This is a genomic window from Amycolatopsis sp. NBC_01488 (assembly GCF_036227105.1).
Classification (GTDB): Bacteria; Actinomycetota; Actinomycetes; order Mycobacteriales; family Pseudonocardiaceae; genus Amycolatopsis.
On sequence record NZ_CP109434.1, the window covers coordinates 4,083,388 to 4,101,183 of the forward strand.

Sequence of the window (17,796 nt, forward strand, 5' to 3'; positions counted from 1 at the left end):
CCTCAACCGAAGGGTGCCCATGCGCAAGATCGTTTCGAACCTGTTCATCTCGCTCGACGGCGTGGTCGAAGCGCCCGACAAGTGGTCGCTCCGGTACTGGAGCGACGAAATCGGCCAGGCCGTCGGCGGCGGGATGGCGGCCGCCGACGCGATGCTGCTCGGGCGCGTCACCTACGAAGGGTTCGCCGAGGCGTGGCCCGGCCGGACCGTCGAGGAGGACGAAGGCGCCGAGTTCATGAACAACGTGCGCAAGTACGTGCTGTCGTCGACGTTGTCCGAAGTCCGCTGGAACAACTCCACGTTGCTGACCGGTGACCCGGTCGCGGCCGTCCGCGCGCTGAAGACCGAGCCGGGCGGCGACATCATGACCAGCGGCAGCACGACGGCGGTGCGCTGGCTGCTGTCCGAAGGCCTGGTCGACGAGCTGAACCTGCTGCTGTACCCGGTCGTCGTCGGCGAGGGCAGGCGGCTGTTCCCCGCCGAGGGGCCGTCGTTCCCGCTGGTGCTCAAGAAGTCGGCCACGTTCGGCAACGGCGTCGTCCAGCTGACCTACGTCCTGGCGTGAGCACGCCGTTCCGGACTCGTTTCGTGCACGTGCGCTCGGCTCGTTCCTGGAGTTCACCAAGGTGATTTCGTTCGCACGCCGGTGAGCCACGCGCACCGTGCCTCGCGTCGAAGAAGAACCTCAGTTGACCTGACGGGACTGGCCCTGCCAAAACGGCTCCCGCAGCTTGAACTTCTGGATCTTCCCCGTCGCCGTCCGTGGCAGCTCCTCCAGGAACTCCACGCGCTTCGGGCACTTGTACCCGGCCAGGTGGTCCCGGCAGTGCTTGATCAGCTCCTCGGCCGTCACCGCCGACGAAGTGACCACCAAAGCCGTCACCAGCTCGCCCCACTTCTCGTCCGGGATGCCGATCACCGCGGCCTCGCGGACCGCCGGGTGCGAGTTCAGCGCGTCCTCCACCTCGATCGACGACACGTTCTCGCCGCCCGAGATGATCACGTCCTTCTTGCGGTCCGCGATCGTCAGGTACCCGTCTTCGAACGATCCGCCGTCGCCCGTGTGGAACCAGTTGCCTTCCTGCACTCGCGCGGTCTCGGCGGGATTTTCCCAGTAGCCGTCCAGGTTGTGGTTGGACTGCGCGAGCACCTCGCCGTCCGTGTCGACGGCGATCCGGACGCCCAGCGCCGGCGTCCCCGCGCGGCCCAGCAGGCGAGCCTGCTCGTGCGGGTCCAGGTCCGCCCACTCGCTGCGCATCCGGTTCACCGTCAGCAGCGGCGCCGTCTCGGTGAGCCCGTAGATCTGGATGAACTCCCAGCCCAGCTCGGCCCGCACGCCCTCGATCGTGCGCGTCGGCGGCGGTGCGCCGGCCACGACGATCCGGACGCGGTCGCGGCCCGGGATCTCGCCGTCCCAGGTCGCCGCGCCGTCCAGCGCCGCCGTGACCACCGCGGGCGCCGCGCACAGGATCGTCACGCCGTGCTCGTCGATCCGCCGCAGGATCTCGGTGCCGTCGACCTTCCGCAGCACGATGTGCCGCCCGCCCAGGCCGGTTACGGCGTACGGCATGCCCCAGCCGTTGCAGTGGAACATCGGCAGCGTGTGCAGCAGGACGTCGTTGTCGCTCAACGTCGTGTGCAGGCCGAAGACGGCGGCGTTCAGCCAGATGTTGCGCTGGGTGAGCTGCACGCCCTTCGGCCGTGCCGTCGTGCCCGAGGTGTAGTTGATGGTCGCGGTCGCCGACTCGTCGCCCGCCCAGGGCCGCGGTGTCCCGTCGCCGCCCCAGATCGCCTCGTCGTCGCGGCCGAGGACGAAGACGTGCTTGGCCGTCACCGTGTCCAGCAGGTGCGCCAGCTCGGGGTCGACGATCAGCACCTCGGCCCCGGAGTGCTCCACGATGTACTTGACCTCGGCCGGCGCGAGCCGGAAGTTCACCGGCACCAGGACGCGGCCCCAGCCGGACACGCCGAAGAACGACACGAGCAGCCGCGCGGCGTTGTGCGAAACCATCGCGACGCGCCCGCCCACCGGCACGCCCAGCGCGTCGAGGTTCGCGGCCTGCGCGCGGGCCCGGCGCGCCACTTCGGCGTAGGTGAGCGAACCCCAGCTCGGCGCGGGCTGGTCCGGCTCGTCCACCACCGCGACGCGGTCCGGGTACACCGTTTCCGCGCGGTCGAGGAAGTCCCGGACACCCAGATCGAAGAACATGCCCCCGATGATGACCCTTCGCAGGTGCTCGCACCAGTCCGATGTGGTTCGCTGGAGCACGATGGACTTCGACACGGTGGCCGGCGAGCTCTACGGGGGTGACCTCGCGGAGTTCGTCAGCGCGCGCAACGCGGCGGCGAAGGCCGCGAAGGCCGAGGGGGACGCCGAGCTCGCGGCGAAGATCCGCGAGCTGCGGAAGCCGACCACGGCGGCGGCGATCGTCAACCGCCTGGCTCGCGAAGACCCCGCTGAGCTGCGCGAACTGGCCGAACTGGGCGACGAGCTGCGTGCCGCGCACACGCGCTTGGCCGGCGACGACCTGCGGGCCCTGACCCGGCGCCGCGGCGAGCTGGTCCGGCGGATCGCCCACGGGCTGCCGTCGATGAGCGACACCGTCTCCCGCGAGGTCGAGGCGACGCTCGAAGCCGTCGCGGCCGACCCGGGCACCGCGGAACTCGCCGTCGCCGGGCGCCTGACGTCGGTGGCGCACCAGGACACCGACCAGTGGTTCACCCTCGCCGCGACCGCCGCCCCGCCGTCCACCGGCAAACGATCCCCGAAGCTGGTGGAAAAATCCGAACCGGCGAAGCCCAAAAAGGACCGCCGGCGCGAGGAGGAGGACCGCAAGGAACGCGAACGCGCCCGCGCCGAGCGCGAGCGCCTGCGCAAGGAGGCAGCGGAGCTCGCCAAGGAGCGCGCGGTCGCCGAGCGCGACCTGGTCCGCACCGAACGCGCGGCCGAGCAGGCAACGGCCCGTGTCGACGACCTGCGCACCCGCTTGGCCGAAGCCGAAGAACGCGCCGAGCGCGCGACGGCGGAGTTCGAGAAGGCGAAGGAAACCTACGAGCAGGCCGACGGTGCCGCCGAAGAAGCGCGGAAAGCCGCCGAAGCGCGCTGATCCCGTGCTACCGTGGCGATGCGCCCCGGATGGGCCTACGCACGGAGGTAGTGGCTACTCAGCCCCCTTGAATCGACACGTTCTGCTGTCTCCGGCAGACGTGTGCCCTCCGCGCGCTCGTGTCGGTTCACGGCCTCCGGTGATCACTTCATCGGAAAGGACCAGCTTGATCCAGCTCACCACGACCGGTGCCCGCACCGGCCGGAAGCACCGCGTTCCCTTGGGCGCCTTGGACATCGACGGCCGGCTGGTCGTCGTCGCGTCGGCGATGGGTTCGCCGAAGCACCCCGACTGGTACCACAACATCCGCCACAACCCGTTGGTGACCGTGGAAACCGACGGCGAGACGTTCGAGGCGACGGCCGTGCTCCCGCCGGACCGCGACGCGCTGTTCGCCGAGATCGTCGCGCGGGAACCGGGGTTCGCGGCCTACCAGGCGCGAACGTCCCGGCTCCTGCCCGTCGTCGAACTGCGCCGGACCTGATCAGAGCAGGACTTCGGCCAGCCGGCGGTGGTTCTCCGCCTCCACCTCGGGCGACCGGCCGATCACCTGCACGGCCACGTGGTCGGCACCGGCGTCCACATGGGACCGCAGCCGCTTCGCGATGTCCTCCGGTGTCCCGTGCAGCGCGAGGTCGTCGATCAGCCGGTCGCTGCCGCCGCCCGCGACGTCCGCTTCGGTGTACCCGTGGCGCAGCAGGTTGTTGACGTAGTTGCGCAGCCCGAGGTAGGGCTCGCGGATGAAGGCGCGGCCGACTTCGCGAGCCTCCTCGGGGGCGCCGACGACGACTTTCTGTTCCGGGGCCAGGATCTTCCCCGCGCCCAGGACCGATCGGGCGTGCCGCGTGTGCGCGACCGGCACGAGGTACGGGTGCGCGCCCGCGGTGCGCTCGGCGGCCAGCTTCAGCACCCGGTCGCCGAGCGCGGCGAGCACCCGGGCCTCGGCCGGCACGCCGGCCGCGTCGAGCCGGTCGAGGAAGCCGACGAGCGTGTCGTACGGGCTGTGGTAGCCGGTGACCGACTCGGGGTGGCCGACGCCGATCCCCAGCAGCAAGCGCTTTCCGTACCGGCCCGCGAGCCGGTGGTACGACTCGGCCAGCTTCTCCGGCTCGTCGGCCCAGACGTTCACGATCGCGGTCGCCACGGTGATCCGCTCGGTCGAGGCCAGCAGGTCTTCGACGAACGCGAGGTCGCTGATCGAGGCTCGCCCGGTGCCGAGCCAGGCCGTGCCGTAGCCGAGCTCGTCCGCCGCGATCGCGTGCTGCTTGCGGGTCGCGTCGTCGCGGTGCGGGGACAGGAACACGCCGTACGTGCCCAGGTTCACTACACTTGTCATAGGGATCAATGTAGCAAATGTAGCGCACTCAGTTCGAGAGGCGGTGCAGCCACTCCCGCAGCAGGTGCCGCTCGGTCGTGGTCAGCGCGTCGACGTCGTCCGCGAGCGCGGTCGACAAAGCGACGGCGAGCGCGCCCACCGACGAGTCCTCGGCCGGCCGCTCGGCGAGCAGCCCGGCCAGGACGGCCTCCCTGACCTGCGTGGACATCGCCAGGTCGCGGCTCTCTTCGGGCTGCGCGATCAGGCTGAGCGTGACACCGCTGTTCGCCGCCGCGAACTGCCGCGCGGCCTCCTCCGCTTCGACGCGCAGCCGGCCGTCGCGTGCCAGCGGCGTGAACAGCTCCAGCAACATCGCTTCGGCGCTCGAGGTGAGGTTGCACGGCACGCCCGGCTCGATCTGGCCGTAGAGCAGCACGTAGAACTGCGGGTTCTCCAGCCCGTACGCGACATGCCGGTCCCAGCCCGCGCGGATCCGGTCGACCGGATCACCGTTCGGCGCGGGGGCCTGAACGTACTGCGTGAAGCCGTAGTTCACGACGGCGTCGAGCAGGCCCTGCTTGCTGCCGAAGTGGTGGTACAGCGTGGGAGCCTGGACGCCGGCGCGTTCGCAGATCGCGCGCGTCGACACCGGGCCGCCCTGCGCCTCGTGCAGGAGCTGCCCGGCCGCCAGCAGCAGGCGGTCGCGGGTGCTGGTGGCGCTGCTCGATCGTCCGGCCATGTAGCAATTGTAACGTTGACGTGTAACGTCAGGCCCGGAGCCGCAGCTGTACCCGGCGCAGCCCGGCAAAGGCGTTCAACACCGCCGGATCGGTCGTCGCCGCGTCGGGGCGCACGGACCGGTACCCGTCCAGGAGCGCCTCCCGCAGCTCGTCCCGCTGCGGCAGGTGCTTGAGCTCGTCGAGCGCGACCGCGAGGTCGTAGGCGTAGTGCCCGTACCCGCAGTCGTCGAAGTCGATCGCCCGGACCCGGCTGCGGTGGAACAGGTAGTTCTCCTGGCGCAGGTCGCCGTGGACCAGGCCGAAGACGTCGGCGCCGCACCCGAGCCCGGCCCGCACCGCGCGGACCCGCTCGAGGGCGGCGCGGACCCGTTCGTCCCCGCCGGCGACCGCGACCGCCCGGTCGAGCACGGCGTCGGAGAAGCCGTCGACCTGCGCGCGGCCGAACTCGGCGAGGTCGTCGACGCGGCCGCGGTCGAGGCCGTTCATCCGCGCGCCGTGCAGGTGCAGCCGCGCGGTGAACTCGCCCACGGCGTACAGCTGCGGGGCGCTGAGCCGTTCGTCGACGAACCGGCCGTCGACCCAGTGGCACAGCACGCAGGTACGCGGCTCCGGCACCGCAGGGTCGGCGACGACGGTGATCAGCTCCCGCGCCCGCGTCGGGACCGGCCGCGGGGCGACGAGGTCGGTTTCGCGGCCCAGCGCGGCGAGCCAGGCCATCTCGGCCCGCACCTGCGCCGCGCTCGGGCCGTCCGCGCGCTGCACGCGCAGCACGTACCGGTGGCCGTCCGCGCCGTCGACGCGGAACGTCGTGTTGAGCCCGCGGCCGAGCGGCGTCAGCCGGGCCACCGGCACGTCGTAGGCGGTCAGGGCGGCTTCGGCGAGCCGGCGCAGGCGTCGGGTGCGGCCGGATCGGTCGAGGTCGGCGAACGGCCGGTCGTTCGCGCCCGCGCCGGCCATGGCCCACGTGCTCAGCTGATCGACCGTTCGCGCACGAACTGGCCGGCCATGCCGACGGAGAAGAACGCCGGGCTGTGGGCGGTGTCCTGCCGGAAAAGGCCGCTGGTGGTCATGCCGTGCCGCACGCGTGGTCTCCGTCCGCCGCTTCACCGGCCCCTTGCCTTCCCGCTGGGGACACGTGCGAATCGGACGGCCGGTTCAACACCGGTCACGGCGTAGACCCCGGTGCCGGCCAGCGCGGCCAGGCCCAGCGCGGATAGCCCCATGAGCGGAAGCGGCGCGGCGAGCGGGTCGATGCCGGCGAACGACTCGACGCCGATCACGGCGGTGAGCAGGGCGTCGGCGACGATCGCCGTGATCACGACGCGCATCCGGTGCGCTTCGGGCCAGCGGGTGAAGCGCAGGATCCACGCCAGCGCGGGGAGCACGAGGATCGCGTGCATCGCGACCGCGTGCAGCGGCTTGAGCGAGCCCGCGGTCGTGTAGGCCAGCTGCGGGTCGCCGCCGCGGGCCGTCACCACCCCGCGGCCGATCATCACCGCGCCGGTCGCCAGCGCGACGAGCAGCACGACCAGCCCCGCGCGGATGGCCAGGCGCAGGCTCGGCGCGTCCGGGCCGGGTTCGACCAGCGCCGCGGCCGTGAAGCCGATGACCGTCAGGACGAGCACGCCGCCACCCGCGGCGAGCGTCATCGACACGGCGCTGTCGAACGGCGTCTCGAAGTCGAAGTGCGACGGGACCCCGCGCCAGGCCTGCATGCTGACCAGCACGACCTCGGCGACGCTCGCGATCGTGAACGCGCCGAGCAGGGCGGTGCGCAACCGCGGGCGGACGGTGAGGAACGACGTCGCCCAGGCGACCGAGGCGAGCGTCAGCCCGAACGACAGGCCGAACGTGACGGCCTTGCGCATCGACAGCGGGCCCAGCCACGAGCCGCCGGTGGCGATGAGCACGATCGCGTGCACGACGCCGCTCAGGAACAGCGCCGCGCCGACGGCGTAGGCGACGCGTTCGGCTCGCCTTCCGTCGTGCCAGATCCGGGTCAGTGCGTTCATGGCACCGAGTGTCGCGCCCGGAGGCCGGCACCGCGTCGGCCCGGTGGCGGCACCACGGCGTACGACGACGGGCGTACGGCAATCGGGGAGAAGGTTGCGAAAGTGAGCGTAAAGAATTCGTATGAGTCCTTGACCGGAATATTGCCGGATTACGTGCCCCGCGACACTCGCGAGGCGGATGCGTTGTCGCCGAAAGAGTTCTACCATCGAGTCATGTACATAGCCCTGCTGACCTACACGGCGCCCGAAACGGAAGTCGACTATGCGCTCCCGGATCATTCCGACTGGTTGCGTAAACAATTCACGAAGGGGGTCTTCCTCGTTTCCGGAAAGGGGAACGGCGTGGCCGACCACGTGATCATCACGCGGTCGGTGCTGCGCGGCAAGCTGGACGCGGTCCTCGCCAGCGACCCGTTCGTCATCCGGCGGCTCGCCCGCTACGAAGTCATCGAGTTCACCGCCACGCGCACCGCGCAGGAGCTGCTGGCGATCAACGAGGCCATCGCCTCCTGAGGAGTTCCGCCACGGTCGGGTGGCTCGGCGACGACGCCCCGCCACCTGCCGGCGAAGAGTGCTCACCTGCCGATCTCGCTTATGATCGCGACGCACGGGCGTCGAGCAGGGAGAGTGCGATGAAGACCCCCGACCTCGTCTTCCGGGGCCGCCGGTTGAGCAGTGACCGCGCGCTGGTGCTGGCCGCGGTCCAGGTGCTCCCGGAGCCCGACGGGGCGCGGGAAGCGGTCTTGAGCGCTGTCGAGGACGGCGCCGATCTCGTGGGCTTCGCCGGAACCGGCGTCGAGCCCGTGGTCGCGTGGGCGCGCTCGAAGTTCCCGGATCTCTGCCTGGCGGTCGACACCGCGGACGCGTCGGTGGCCGCGGCGTGCTGTGCAGCCGGAGCCGACCTGATCCTCGCGCGGACCGATCTCGTCGGGGTCGCCGAGCGGTTCGGGGCCGGTTACGCCGGTTCTGCGGTGGTCGATGTGCCCGGTTTCGTCCTGGACGCCGGGGTGCTGCGAGCGGTGCGTTCGCTGCCGGAGGACGTGCCGGTGCTGCTTTCGGTGGCCGGCGACGGCACCCCGGGTGGCCTGGCGCTGGCGGCGCTCGCGGCGTCGGCCGGGGCGGCGATCATCCGGACCCGGCACGTGCGCGCGACCCGGCAGGTGGCCGAGATGGCGGCGAGCATCGCGGGCACCCGTCCGCCGGCGAAGGCGGTCCGGTGGGCGTGATCCGGCAGATCTGGCCGGTCGAGCGCGGCCTCGACGACCACGACCTGGAGCAGCTGTACCGGTACCCGGCCGGCCCCCGGTGGGTCGCGGTCAACTTCGTGTCCAGCACGGACGGCGCGATCACGGTCGAGGGCCGCTCGGCGAGCCTGTCGACCCCGGCCGACCGGATCGTCTACCGGCTGGGCAACGACCTGGCCGACGTGGTGCTGGTGGGCGCGGGCACGGCGATGGCGGAGGGCTTCGAGGGCATGCGCCCCGACGAGCGCACGGCCGAGCGCCGCCGCCGGTTCGGGCTGGCCCCGATCGCCCCGGTCGCGGTGGTGACGACGGGCCGCTCCCTGCCACCGAACGCCCCGGTGATCACGAAGGCGGCGGTCCCGACCTTGGTGTTCACCTCGTCGGCCGCGCCTTCGGCGTTGCGTGACGAATGGACGGCGAACGGGGCCCGCGTGTTCGTCGTGGGCGCGGCGGTCGTGTCGGCTGCCGAGGTGGTCTCGACGTTGGCGGCGGAGGGGTTGGGCCGCATCGACTGCGAGGGCGGGCCGCGGTTGTTCGGGTCGCTGATCGAGGCGGGAGTGGTCGACGAGTTCCGCTTGACGGTGGCGCCGTTCCTGGTGGCGGGAGCGTCGAGCCGGGCAGCGGTGGGCGGGGCGATCGACCCGGCTTCGCTGGAGTTGGCTTCGGTGCTGACCGATGGAAGCAGTGTGCTGCTGAGGTATCTGGTTCCCCGGTAGGGCTTTTTGTCGGTGCCTTCGGGTAACGTGAAATCCGGGGTTCCCCCGGGCCGTTTTGTCGGTGCCTTCCGGTAGTGTGGAAATCGGGGGCTGCCTACGGCCGTTTCCCTTGTGTCGCAACGGAAATTTCCGTGGTGCTCCCTCGCCCGGGTTTCACCCGATTCAGCGATGATCTTCGCACGTGTGTTCGGTAACGTCAGTGGCATGACCAATCCCCGCCTTCGAAGACCGGCGCCGCGCCCGCGGCGATCACAGCAGCCGGCGAAAGTGCTCCGCCATTTCGAGACGCTCGGCTTCCCGCGACGCGAGCCAGGCGAAGTCGTCGTGCTCTTCCGGGTTGAGCACGACGTCTCCGGCGCCGTCTTCTTCCACCGTGTAAACGAAAGCGTGGATCTCCAACGCGCGCCCGGCGACGTCCGGCCAGGAATCGCGCGCGAGTTCGCCCGTGACCCGGACCGTCAATTCCGTCTCTTCGGCCACTTCCCGGACCGCGGTGGCTTCGAAAGGCTCGTCCGGCTCCGCCGTCCCGCCGGGCAGTTCCCAGTGCCCGGCGAGGAAAACGCCGGGCACTCGCCGGAGGAACAGCACCCGGTCGCCGCGGGCGATCCAGCAGTAGGCCAGGTCCTTTCGCGCGATCATGCGCCCGATTCTCGCTCAGTTGGTCTTCGAGGTCGGCAGGTGGGCGCCGAGGTACCCGACGTACACCGTGCCCGTGCGGTCCGTGTCATCGAGGAAGTGCAGCCGCGGTGCCGGCGACTTGAACCGCTCCAAGGCGATGTGGGCACCGAAGTAGTCGCGTCCCGCCGGGTTCGTCCGCGGATCGACGCGGAAGGTCCGCGCCTGGCGGAGCCGTTCGTTCGTGGTCACCGTGTCCGACTCGGCCAGGGCGATGATGTTGGCGCTGATCAACGAACCCGGCTGGCCGGTCCGGGCGAACGCGAGCACGTCCGACAGCTCGGGCCCGGGGTCCTGGCCCGCGTCGAGCAACGTCATGCGCGCGCACGCGTACGCGTCGAGGGTGCGGAGCGCGTCCCACGCCTTCCGCCGCCAGGCGCCGGCTTTCGGGTGGTGGTCGAGGATCGCGGCCGGGGCCGGGTCGGCCGTGATCGCAAGGTGCTTGAGCGTCGCCGTCGCGGCGCCGATCAGCTCGGCGAAGCTGGGGAACTCCTCCGGCGGCCGCTCGGTGGCGGCGACCTCGTCGTCGGCGCCGTGGTACCGGGCCAGCGTGCCCGCCAGGAGCCCGTTCACGCGCCTGAGTTCGTCGCGCTCGGCCTCCGTCTCCTCGAACGCGCGCGCGTAGTCGTCCACCGCTCCCTGAAGCTGCGCGAGCTGCGTCCGCAGGCACGCGACGTCGGCCGCGGAGAGGTCCTCGAGCCGGCGGCGGAGCAGTTTCATCTCGCCGGCGTGCCGGTCCCGCTCTTCGGCGTCGGCCTTCGACTTCTTGCGCAGGATCGTGATCACGCCCCGCGCCTCGGCCAGCTCGCGCTCGGCGCGGTCCAGCTTCTCCGTCAGCTCGGCGTCCGGTTCCCGTTCGGGCGCGTCGAACGGATCCGTGGCGTACCAGGCTTTCACGCTCGGCACCTCCGCCCACTCCTCGGGCAGCGGCGTCCGGCCGCGCGTCTGAAGCAGCCGCGTGATGGCGCCCTGGAGCGCTTCGCCGGACACCGGGCTGGCGGTCTCGACGAAGTCCGGGAGCTGGTCGCACAGCGGCGCGTACAGCCGCGCGCCCTGCGGCACCTCGTAGCCGAGGGGCACGTTCTGGTTGAGCGTGCGGCGGAAGCGGTCGTCGACGTCGAAGACGTTCACCAGCCCGGGCCAGCCGTCCACCGGCACGGTCGGCGGCTCGGTGAGGATCAGCACCGCCGACGTCCGCCACGGCGCCACCAGCGCCTCGCCCAGCAGTTCCGCGACGCGGTCGCACTCCTTGCGAGACCAGCCGCGCATAGCGAGAACCGGCGCTTCGATGGGAATCTCGTCACTCCCGCTCGCGCCGAGCTCTTCCAGTCCGATCCGCTGCGCCGGCGCTTCGTGGCAGCTGCGCCACGGCCGCGTGCACGCGGCGGCCAGCAACCACGCCACCCGGTCCTCGCCGGCGCGGTAGCACAGCGAAAGCAATACCTGAACGGAGTAGCGCCCTTCCCCGCCGGTCCACCCGAACTTGAGGTCGCAGCGGCGCGAACCGCCGTCGTCGGAGGAGCCGAGATCGGCGACCGTGTAGTCGTCGTGCTGCCGCTGGCGGGCGATCAGCCTGCTGCGCAGGGCGTCCAGGGGGCGTTTCCCCTCGGTGGAGACCAGTCCGTGGTGCCAGATCCGGTGCACCCCCACAGGACTCAACTCCGTTCGCCGGAAACAGGACCTCAAGCGAACATAGCGGATCCTGTGACCGGACGAACGCGGGGCGTCACCTCATTCACGCGTCCAGAGGCAGAAAGGGTGCCCGGCCGGATCGAAGCAGACGCGGACGTCCTCCTGCGGCTGGAAGTCCGCGACCACGGCGCCGGCGGCGGTCGCCTCGGCCGTCGCCGTCTCGAGGTCGTCGACCTCGATGTCCAGGTGCAGCTGCATCTGCTGGGCGCCATCGGCGGGCGGCCACACCGGCCGGATGTGCTCGGTCTCGAGCTGGAACGACAACCCGGCGCCGCCGTCGTCCGGGCGCAGCGTCACCCACTCCGGCTCGTCGGTCTTGATCGGCCAACCGAGCAATTTGGCGTAAAACTCGGCGAGCGCACGCGGTTCCGGGGCACCGAGCACGGTGGAGGTCAGCTTCATGATCCGGTGGTACCCGCTCGCGCGGGACTCCTACCGGGCCTGTCCGGTCTGGGTGTCGAAGTAGGCGACGGGCGGGCCGACGGTCCGCCACGACGTCGTCGCGAACACGGCGGCCCCCGCCAGCGCGAGCAGCGCGGTGACGACGCCGAGCGTGGCGCCGATCCGGCTCGGGCCGGGCCGGGTGCGCGCGCCGGCGTGCACGCCGAAGACCAGTGCCAGCACGCTGATCGGCAGCAGCGCGAACCACAGCGCGCCGAGGACCAGCACGAACGCCTGCGCGACCCAGGAGTACGCCCAGGCAGCCACGACCGGCGGCCGGACGATCAGCCAGGCGGCCCAGGTGGCGACCGCCAGCGTGAGCCCGGACGCGCCGATCGCGAGCGACGCGATGGCGAGGCCGCGGCCGGGGCGGCTGCTTTCGGTCGTTTCGGTTTCGGACTCCGGTTCCCCCATGCCCGGAACATCCCGGTGGAACGTCCCGGCGTTACGCGGAATACCCCGTCGCCGCGCGAGTTGACTCCAGGCGCAGGCGAAAGATCACTGAGGGAGCTGCCATGTCGTCCGAGCACATCCAGGGGACCGTCGCCGACGGGTTCGAGTCCGTCCGCGAGGAGTTCGCGTCCGTCGCGTTCGACCAGGGCGGCGATTACGCCGCTCAGCTCGTCGCGCACGTCGACGGCGAGCGCGTCGTCGACCTGTGGACCGGTCCCGAGATCACCGCCGACTCGCTGACCGGCGTGTTCTCCTCGACGAAGGGTGCGGCGCACCTGGTGGTGGCACTGCTCGTCCAGGACGGCGTGCTCGACCTCGACCAGCGGGTCAGCCACTACTGGCCGGAGTTCGGCGCCGCGGGCAAGGCCGCGATCACCCTGCGGGAGCTGCTCGCGCACCGGGCCGGCGTCGTGGGCGCGGACGCCGGGTTCACGGCCGAGGAGATCGCCGACGACCGCGTGATCGCCGAGCGGCTCGCCCCGCAGCGGCCGTACTGGCGCCCCGGCACGGCGTTCGGCTACCACGCGCTGGTGATCGGCGCGCTGACCGGCGAGGTCGTCCGGCGCGTGACCGGCCGCAGCATCCAGGAGCACTACGAGGAGCGGATCCGGAAGCCGTTCGGCCTGGACTTCTACCTGGGGCTGCCGGAGGAGCTGGAGCCGCGGTTCCTGACGACCCAGCCGATGCTGCCGACGCCGGAGCAGCTGGCGGAGCTGCAGGCCGCCGCGACGGGGCCGGACAGCCTCACGGGGATCGCGTTCAACCGCAACCACCCGAAGGCACCGGAGCTGTGGGACCTCCCCAACCTCGAGGTGGTCCGACGGCTGAGCCCGGCCTCGGTGGGCGGCGTGGCCTCGGCGCGCGGCCTGGCCGGAATGTACGCGGCGGCGATCAGCGGCCCCGAGCGCCTGCTGCACCCGGAGACGGCGGCCGAGTTCGCCCAGATCCATTCGATCGGCGACGACTTGTCCACCCGCAACCACAACGCGTTCGGCCTCGGCTTCGCGATCGTCTCGGACGACTACCCGGCCCTGGGCCAGGGAGCATTCGGCCACAGCGGCGCAGCGGGCTCCCAGGCATTCGCAGACCCCCGCAGCGGCTTGGCCTACGGCTACAACCGCCGCCGCTTCGCCTTCCCCGGCGGCGCGGCCCCGGAGAACGCAAGGCTGGTAAGCGCGATCCACAAGGCGGTGACGGAAAAGCGGGCTTGACGAACGAGCAGTCCACAAAGGACTCCCCTGGCCGGGCGGCCCGAGCCCACCCGGCCAACAGGGCAGCGCGAGCACGCTCGAAGCGGGCCGAGGTTGGGGGGCTGCTCCGGCGGATTGCGCAGGCGCGGCCCGCGCGGTTCGGGCTTGGTGAGCGGACCACATCGCCGCCACCGGCCCGCTGGCGTTGCGCCCCGGCTCGGCGAGCGATCGGCTGGCCGGTGTCGCGGATCGGCTCGGCGAGCGGTCGGTCCGACGCCGGTCGGCCTGGCTGTTGTTGCGCGCTGGCTCGGTCGAGCCATCGTCCGTTCGGCTGGCGAGCGGTTGCCCCGGCCGCTGGCCGGCCGATGCGGCGGCAGTCGGCGTCGCCGACGCCAGGCTTGTGAGCCAGAGGCTTCAGGCTGAGTTCGGAGCGGTCGACACCTCCATCAGTCCGGGTCACGCCCTGGATGGGGCCGTCGCGCCACCGGCGCAGCCGAGGACCGAGCACTCCGGCAGGCACCGGATCACCCGCTCCGAAGCCGCCCCCTCGGCACCAAGCCCGTCGCCGAGTGCTCGAGATGGCAGCCCGCACCCGGAGCAACACCTGGCCCCGGACGGCCCAGGCCTCCGCTCCGCCACCCGGCGGGGATGCACGTCCGCAATGGACGTCGTTACAGGATTCACCCGTTAGGACGTTCCGGCCGGGACGTTTCGCCTGATCACCCGGCTCGATCTGACTTTCCGTAGCTAAAACCCTCCCGATCATTGCTCCGTTGTGGAACTATTGGGCCGTTCGCGGGGAGAGGGCCCCGCGAGGGGGACTCACCGTTACGGTCAGCGTCCCCATGCAGATCCCCAGGGGAGAGGAGATCGACCATGTCGACGCCCACGGACACCAAGCCCGAAGAAACCCCGGAGCCGGTCGAGAAGGCCGGCCCGGTGGTCCCGCACCCCGAGCCCGACGAGCACGGCTGGGTGCACCTGGGCCACGGCCCGCTGGTCACCCAGAAGTCGGACGGCCCGGTCGTCACGCCGAACTGCGCGCCGCCCTGCTACCAGGTGGCTCGCTGAGCTTGACCAAGCTGTAACCGCCCGCCTGCCGATCTTCGACCGGTAGGCGGGCTCCGTTCTGCCAACGCTGTGCTGTCATAGGAGAGTGCCTGTGACAAAGCTGGACCCGTCCGAAGTCATCGACAGGGTCCGCAAACTCCAGCAGACCGCGTCGGACGTATCGTGCCTCGGGCGTTTCCACGAGGGCGTTCGCCTGCTGCGCAAGGGCATGGGCCTGCTGGACGGGATGTATCCGGTCGAACGCGAGTTCCGCACCGACTGGATGGTCACGCGGATCAGGCTCTCCAGCACGCTCGTGGCGCTGAACTCGGAGATCTCCGGGGACATCAAGGCCGGCCTGGCCGGGCTGGACGACGTCCGCCTGCTGATCAACGGCGTCGACGACCCGGTCGTGCGCGCCGAGCTGAGCGCGGCGCTCGAGCACAACTACGGGGCCCGGCTGATGAGCGTCGGCCGGAACGAAGACAGTCTCGGCTACTTCGGGACGTCGATGGAGTACCGGCGCTACTGGCTCGACCACACCACGGAACCCGAGCCCCGCATGGTCGGTCTCGTCCAGACCCTGGCCGCCCGCGGCTGGGTGCACACGAAGCTGGGCAACGTCGGCCAGGCGCGTGAGGACCTCAACCGCGCGATCGAGCTGGCCGAAAAGTTCGAGCTGCGCGCCGACGCGGCGGACGGGAGGCGCTTCCTCGGGACCTTGGCGCTGCGGACCGGGGACGTGCCGGAGGCCCTCCGCCTGTACGAGGTCAGTGAGCGCTCCTACCGGGCCCTGGACCTCGACGTTCCGTCGCAGCTGCGGCTGGAGCAGGCCGAGGCGCTGCTGGCCGCGGGCCTGGCCGGTGAGGCGGGGGAGCACCTCGACGACCTGATGGAGTCGATGCGCTCCCTGCCGAGCGTCACCCGCGAGCTCGCCTACATCGAGCTGCACCGCGCCGAGGCCGCGCTGCGGGCGGACGACCTCGCCCTGGCGAGGCAGATGGCCGGATCCGCCCGCCGGCGGATGCTGAAGGTCGGCTGCCAGACCTGTGCCGGGAACGCGAAGATCATCGGGCTGCAGGCCGACGTCCTGGAAGCGCTGCGCTCCGGGGAAATCCCGGCGTCCCTGCCCTACCGGGCGATCCGGACCGCGGAGACCTTGCCGCTGCCGAGGCTGACCGACCAGGCCGCCACCGCGCGCATGCTCGCCGTCCGGTTGGACATTCGGCGCGGCAACCTGAAACGCGCCGTCGAGACCCTTCACAAGGTCCCGCGGCCCGGGCAGCTCACCCCCATCGACTACCGGATGCTGCGCCGCCTCTGCCGGGCCGAGCTGGCCGTGGCTCAGGGGAACCGGGCCAAGGCGCTCACCGAGATCCGGTCCGGGCTCACCGAACTGGACGCCGTCCGGGACCGGATGGGTGGGCTGGATCTCGTCTCCGGGACCGCTCTGCACGGCCAGGAGCTCGCCGATCTCGCCGTGAAGCTCGTGCTCGAACGCAGTGATGCGCGGCGGCTGTTCGTCTGGCTCGAACGGACCCGGGCCCAGACCTACCGCTACGAACCGCTCTCCGCCGGGACCGATCCCGAACTCGCCGCGCGCGTGGCCGAGGTGCGGGGCCTCGGCCAGGCCATCCAGGAAGCCCAGCACGACGGCCACCCCAGCGCCGGCCTGCGGGCGAAGTACAACGAACGCCTCCGCGAGGCCCAGCGGCTCGGGTGGCACACCGGGCGCTGGGGACGGCCGCGGCCGGTCGCCGGGTTGGGCGAGGTCGTCGCGCGGCTCGGCGAACGGGCCATGGTCAGCTTCGCCGCTTCCGGGAACGAGCTCGTCGCCGTCGTCGTGGCCGGGGGTGAGTGCCGGCTCGTGCGGCTCGGGTCCGCCGAGTCGGCCGCCGAGTCCGCGCGCGTGCTCAACGTCGACCTCGACGCCCTCGCGCCCGACAACCTGCCCGAACGGCTGGCCGAGGTCGTCATGGCGTCGGCGCGCAAGCAGGCCGACAAGCTCGACGCGCAGCTCATCCAGCCGTTGGCGGACACCATCGGCGACCGCGAGCTGGTCATCGTCCCCACCGGGCCGCTCTACGCCGTGCCGTGGGGCGTCCTGCCGGGGCTCCGGGGACGGCCCACTGTCGTCGCGCCGTCGGCGACCGCCTGGCTCGCTGCCGAGCTGACGAAGTCGCCGCGTGCCCGCAAGATCGTGCTCGTCCGCGGGCCGGGGCTCGCCGGCGCCCGCGGTGAGCTGGAGAAGCTGACCACGCACTACCGCACCGCGACGACCATGACGGGCGCCAAGGCCACCGTGAAGTCCGTGCTGCGCGCGATGGACGGCGCCAAGCTCGCCCACTTCGCCGCCCACGGCGCGCACGAGCCGGAGAACGCGCTGTTCTCCCGGCTCGAGCTCGCCGACGGCGCGCTGTTCGGGCACGAGATGGCCGGGCTGCGGCAGCCGCCGCGCCAGGTCGTCTTCGCCGCGTGCGAACTCGCGCTCAACCGGATCCGGCCGGGCGACGAAGCCCTCGGCTTCGCCAGCGCCCTGCTCGCCAGCGGGTCCCGCACGGTGATCGCGCCGCTGTCGCGCGTCGGCGACCTGGCCTCGGCGGCCGCGATGGACGACTACTACCGCGCGCTGGCCGTCCGGGACAGGCCCGCGCTGGCGCTGGCCGACGCGATCGCCGTCGACCCGTTCCGCCGGCCGTTCGTCTGCCTCGGCTCAGGCTGAAGACGCTGAAAACGCGGAGAACGCCGGCGGCGACCACACCAGCCGCGGATCCGGCTGGACGAAGCTGCCGAGCAGGTGGTCGATGCGCGTCAGCACGTCGAGGTCGAGCCGGACGCCGGCGGCCTTCGCGTTTTCCGTGACTTGCTCCGGCGTGCTCGCCCCCACCACGGCGGACGCGACGGATTGATGCTGCAGCGTCCACGCCAGCGCGAGCTGTGCCATCGTCAGGCCCGCGTCGTCCGCGACGCCGCGCAGCAGCTCCACCCGCTCCAGCAGCTCCGGCATCAGCAACGGCCGCGCGTGCGCCGGGCCGGCCCCGCGTGAGCCCGCCGGGACGCGCCCGTCGCGGTACTTGCCGGTCAGCACGCCCTGCGCGAGCGGCACCGACGCGAACTGCCCGACCCCGATCCGCTCGCCCACCGGCATCACCTGCGCCTCC

At 71.7% G+C, this 17,796-nt stretch carries 19 protein-coding genes; 9 read left to right on the top strand and 10 right to left on the bottom strand.

The window, feature by feature from the left end; translation table 11 throughout:
* Positions 1-19 precede the first annotated feature (19 nt).
* Positions 20-565, top strand: a complete 546-nt coding sequence (locus OG738_RS19850; RefSeq protein ID WP_329055890.1) for a dihydrofolate reductase family protein — start codon at positions 20-22, stop codon at positions 563-565.
* 120 nt (positions 566-685) lie between these two features.
* On the opposite strand, the gene OG738_RS19855 is transcribed toward OG738_RS19850, so the two are convergent.
* Positions 686-2,209 carry an AMP-binding protein gene (locus tag OG738_RS19855; RefSeq protein ID WP_329055891.1) on the bottom strand — a complete coding sequence of 508 codons (1,524 nt, stop codon included), beginning with the start codon at positions 2,207-2,209 and terminating at the stop codon, positions 686-688.
* Between the two features lie 61 nt (positions 2,210-2,270).
* Here OG738_RS19855 and OG738_RS19860 point away from each other — a divergent pair, with 61 nt between their 5' ends.
* Together OG738_RS19860 and OG738_RS19865 are read left to right on the top strand one after the other, a co-directional pair.
* Positions 2,271-3,107 (top strand): hypothetical protein, encoded by an 837-nt coding sequence (locus tag OG738_RS19860; protein ID WP_329055892.1) that lies wholly within the window; start codon positions 2,271-2,273, stop codon positions 3,105-3,107.
* A gap of 166 nt (positions 3,108-3,273) precedes the next feature.
* Positions 3,274-3,591, top strand: coding sequence for a nitroreductase/quinone reductase family protein (locus OG738_RS19865; RefSeq protein ID WP_329055893.1), 318 nt, complete (start codon positions 3,274-3,276; stop codon positions 3,589-3,591).
* Here OG738_RS19865 and OG738_RS19870 read toward each other — a convergent pair whose 3' ends face one another.
* The 4 genes from OG738_RS19870 to OG738_RS19885 form a co-directional block, all read right to left on the bottom strand.
* A complete protein-coding gene (locus OG738_RS19870; protein WP_329055894.1) occupies positions 3,592-4,443 on the bottom strand; it encodes a TIGR03620 family F420-dependent LLM class oxidoreductase in 852 nt (283 codons plus the stop codon). It abuts the gene before it with no gap.
* Positions 4,444-4,471: 28 nt separating this feature from the next.
* A complete protein-coding gene (locus OG738_RS19875) occupies positions 4,472-5,161 on the bottom strand; it encodes a TetR/AcrR family transcriptional regulator (RefSeq protein ID WP_329055895.1) in 690 nt (229 codons plus the stop codon).
* Between the two features lie 28 nt (positions 5,162-5,189).
* Positions 5,190-6,119, bottom strand: coding sequence for a phosphotransferase enzyme family protein (locus tag OG738_RS19880; RefSeq protein ID WP_329055896.1), 930 nt, complete (start codon positions 6,117-6,119; stop codon positions 5,190-5,192).
* A gap of 146 nt (positions 6,120-6,265) precedes the next feature.
* Positions 6,266-7,174 (bottom strand): hypothetical protein, encoded by a 909-nt coding sequence (locus tag OG738_RS19885; RefSeq protein ID WP_329055897.1) that lies wholly within the window; start codon positions 7,172-7,174, stop codon positions 6,266-6,268.
* A 213-nt stretch (positions 7,175-7,387) separates the two neighbouring features.
* On the opposite strand from OG738_RS19885, the gene OG738_RS19890 reads away from it, so the two are divergent.
* The 3 genes from OG738_RS19890 to OG738_RS19900 all read left to right on the top strand — a co-directional run bounded on the left by OG738_RS19890 (position 7,388) and on the right by OG738_RS19900 (position 9,134).
* On the top strand, positions 7,388-7,687 hold the full coding sequence (locus tag OG738_RS19890; protein ID WP_329056761.1) for a YciI family protein: 300 nt from the start codon (positions 7,388-7,390) through the stop codon (positions 7,685-7,687).
* 119 nt (positions 7,688-7,806) lie between these two features.
* Entirely contained in the window at positions 7,807-8,400 is a 594-nt protein-coding gene (locus tag OG738_RS19895; protein ID WP_329055898.1) for a dihydropteroate synthase, read from the top strand.
* Entirely contained in the window at positions 8,397-9,134 is a 738-nt protein-coding gene (locus tag OG738_RS19900) for a dihydrofolate reductase family protein (RefSeq protein WP_329056762.1), read from the top strand. Before OG738_RS19895 ends, OG738_RS19900 begins: the two co-directional genes overlap by 4 nt.
* A gap of 249 nt (positions 9,135-9,383) precedes the next feature.
* On the opposite strand, the gene OG738_RS19905 is transcribed toward OG738_RS19900, so the two are convergent.
* The 4 genes from OG738_RS19905 to OG738_RS19920 all read right to left on the bottom strand — a co-directional run bounded on the left by OG738_RS19905 (position 9,384) and on the right by OG738_RS19920 (position 12,356).
* Complete coding sequence (locus tag OG738_RS19905; protein WP_329055899.1) at positions 9,384-9,773, bottom strand: NUDIX hydrolase; 390 nt, start codon at positions 9,771-9,773, stop codon at positions 9,384-9,386.
* Between the two features lie 15 nt (positions 9,774-9,788).
* Positions 9,789-11,459, bottom strand: coding sequence for a hypothetical protein (locus tag OG738_RS19910; protein ID WP_329055900.1), 1,671 nt, complete (start codon positions 11,457-11,459; stop codon positions 9,789-9,791).
* An 81-nt stretch (positions 11,460-11,540) separates the two neighbouring features.
* Positions 11,541-11,903 carry a VOC family protein gene (locus tag OG738_RS19915; protein WP_329055901.1) on the bottom strand — a complete coding sequence of 121 codons (363 nt, stop codon included), beginning with the start codon at positions 11,901-11,903 and terminating at the stop codon, positions 11,541-11,543.
* Between the two features lie 30 nt (positions 11,904-11,933).
* Positions 11,934-12,356: a hypothetical protein gene (locus OG738_RS19920; RefSeq protein ID WP_329055902.1), complete on the bottom strand. Its 423-nt coding sequence runs from the start codon at positions 12,354-12,356 to the stop codon at positions 11,934-11,936.
* A gap of 101 nt (positions 12,357-12,457) precedes the next feature.
* On the opposite strand from OG738_RS19920, the gene OG738_RS19925 reads away from it, so the two are divergent.
* The 3 genes from OG738_RS19925 (at position 12,458) to OG738_RS19935 (ending at position 17,357) form a co-directional block, all read left to right on the top strand.
* Positions 12,458-13,606, top strand: a complete 1,149-nt coding sequence (locus OG738_RS19925; protein ID WP_329055903.1) for a serine hydrolase domain-containing protein — start codon at positions 12,458-12,460, stop codon at positions 13,604-13,606.
* 855 nt (positions 13,607-14,461) lie between these two features.
* Complete coding sequence (locus tag OG738_RS19930; RefSeq protein ID WP_329055904.1) at positions 14,462-14,656, top strand: hypothetical protein; 195 nt, start codon at positions 14,462-14,464, stop codon at positions 14,654-14,656.
* Between the two features lie 91 nt (positions 14,657-14,747).
* Positions 14,748-17,357, top strand: coding sequence for a CHAT domain-containing protein (locus OG738_RS19935; RefSeq protein ID WP_329055905.1), 2,610 nt, complete (start codon positions 14,748-14,750; stop codon positions 17,355-17,357).
* Here OG738_RS19935 and OG738_RS19940 read toward each other — a convergent pair.
* On the bottom strand, positions 17,349-17,777 hold the full coding sequence (locus tag OG738_RS19940; RefSeq protein ID WP_442875912.1) for an aldo/keto reductase: 429 nt from the start codon (positions 17,775-17,777) through the stop codon (positions 17,349-17,351). The genes OG738_RS19935 and OG738_RS19940 overlap by 9 nt on opposite strands.
* Positions 17,778-17,796: the final 19 nt, after the last annotated feature.

What these genes read in the sequence shown, in the direction of transcription:
- OG738_RS19850 (WP_329055890.1), top strand. Translation starts at nt 20, where the DNA reads ATGCGCAAGATCGTTTCGAACCTGTTCATCTCGCTCGACGGCGTGGTC.
- OG738_RS19855 (WP_329055891.1), bottom strand. Translation starts at nt 2,209, where the DNA reads ATGTTCTTCGATCTGGGTGTCCGGGACTTCCTCGACCGCGCGGAAACG.
- OG738_RS19860 (WP_329055892.1), top strand. Translation starts at nt 2,271, where the DNA reads ATGGACTTCGACACGGTGGCCGGCGAGCTCTACGGGGGTGACCTCGCG.
- OG738_RS19870 (WP_329055894.1), bottom strand. Translation starts at nt 4,443, where the DNA reads ATGACAAGTGTAGTGAACCTGGGCACGTACGGCGTGTTCCTGTCCCCG.
- OG738_RS19875 (WP_329055895.1), bottom strand. Translation starts at nt 5,161, where the DNA reads ATGGCCGGACGATCGAGCAGCGCCACCAGCACCCGCGACCGCCTGCTG.
- OG738_RS19880 (WP_329055896.1), bottom strand. Translation starts at nt 6,119, where the DNA reads ATGGCCGGCGCGGGCGCGAACGACCGGCCGTTCGCCGACCTCGACCGA.
- OG738_RS19885 (WP_329055897.1), bottom strand. Translation starts at nt 7,174, where the DNA reads ATGAACGCACTGACCCGGATCTGGCACGACGGAAGGCGAGCCGAACGC.
- OG738_RS19890 (WP_329056761.1), top strand. Translation starts at nt 7,388, where the DNA reads ATGTACATAGCCCTGCTGACCTACACGGCGCCCGAAACGGAAGTCGAC.
- OG738_RS19895 (WP_329055898.1), top strand. Translation starts at nt 7,807, where the DNA reads ATGAAGACCCCCGACCTCGTCTTCCGGGGCCGCCGGTTGAGCAGTGAC.
- OG738_RS19905 (WP_329055899.1), bottom strand. Translation starts at nt 9,773, where the DNA reads ATGATCGCGCGAAAGGACCTGGCCTACTGCTGGATCGCCCGCGGCGAC.
- OG738_RS19915 (WP_329055901.1), bottom strand. Translation starts at nt 11,903, where the DNA reads ATGAAGCTGACCTCCACCGTGCTCGGTGCCCCGGAACCGCGTGCGCTC.
- OG738_RS19920 (WP_329055902.1), bottom strand. Translation starts at nt 12,356, where the DNA reads ATGGGGGAACCGGAGTCCGAAACCGAAACGACCGAAAGCAGCCGCCCC.
- OG738_RS19925 (WP_329055903.1), top strand. Translation starts at nt 12,458, where the DNA reads ATGTCGTCCGAGCACATCCAGGGGACCGTCGCCGACGGGTTCGAGTCC.
- OG738_RS19930 (WP_329055904.1), top strand. Translation starts at nt 14,462, where the DNA reads ATGTCGACGCCCACGGACACCAAGCCCGAAGAAACCCCGGAGCCGGTC.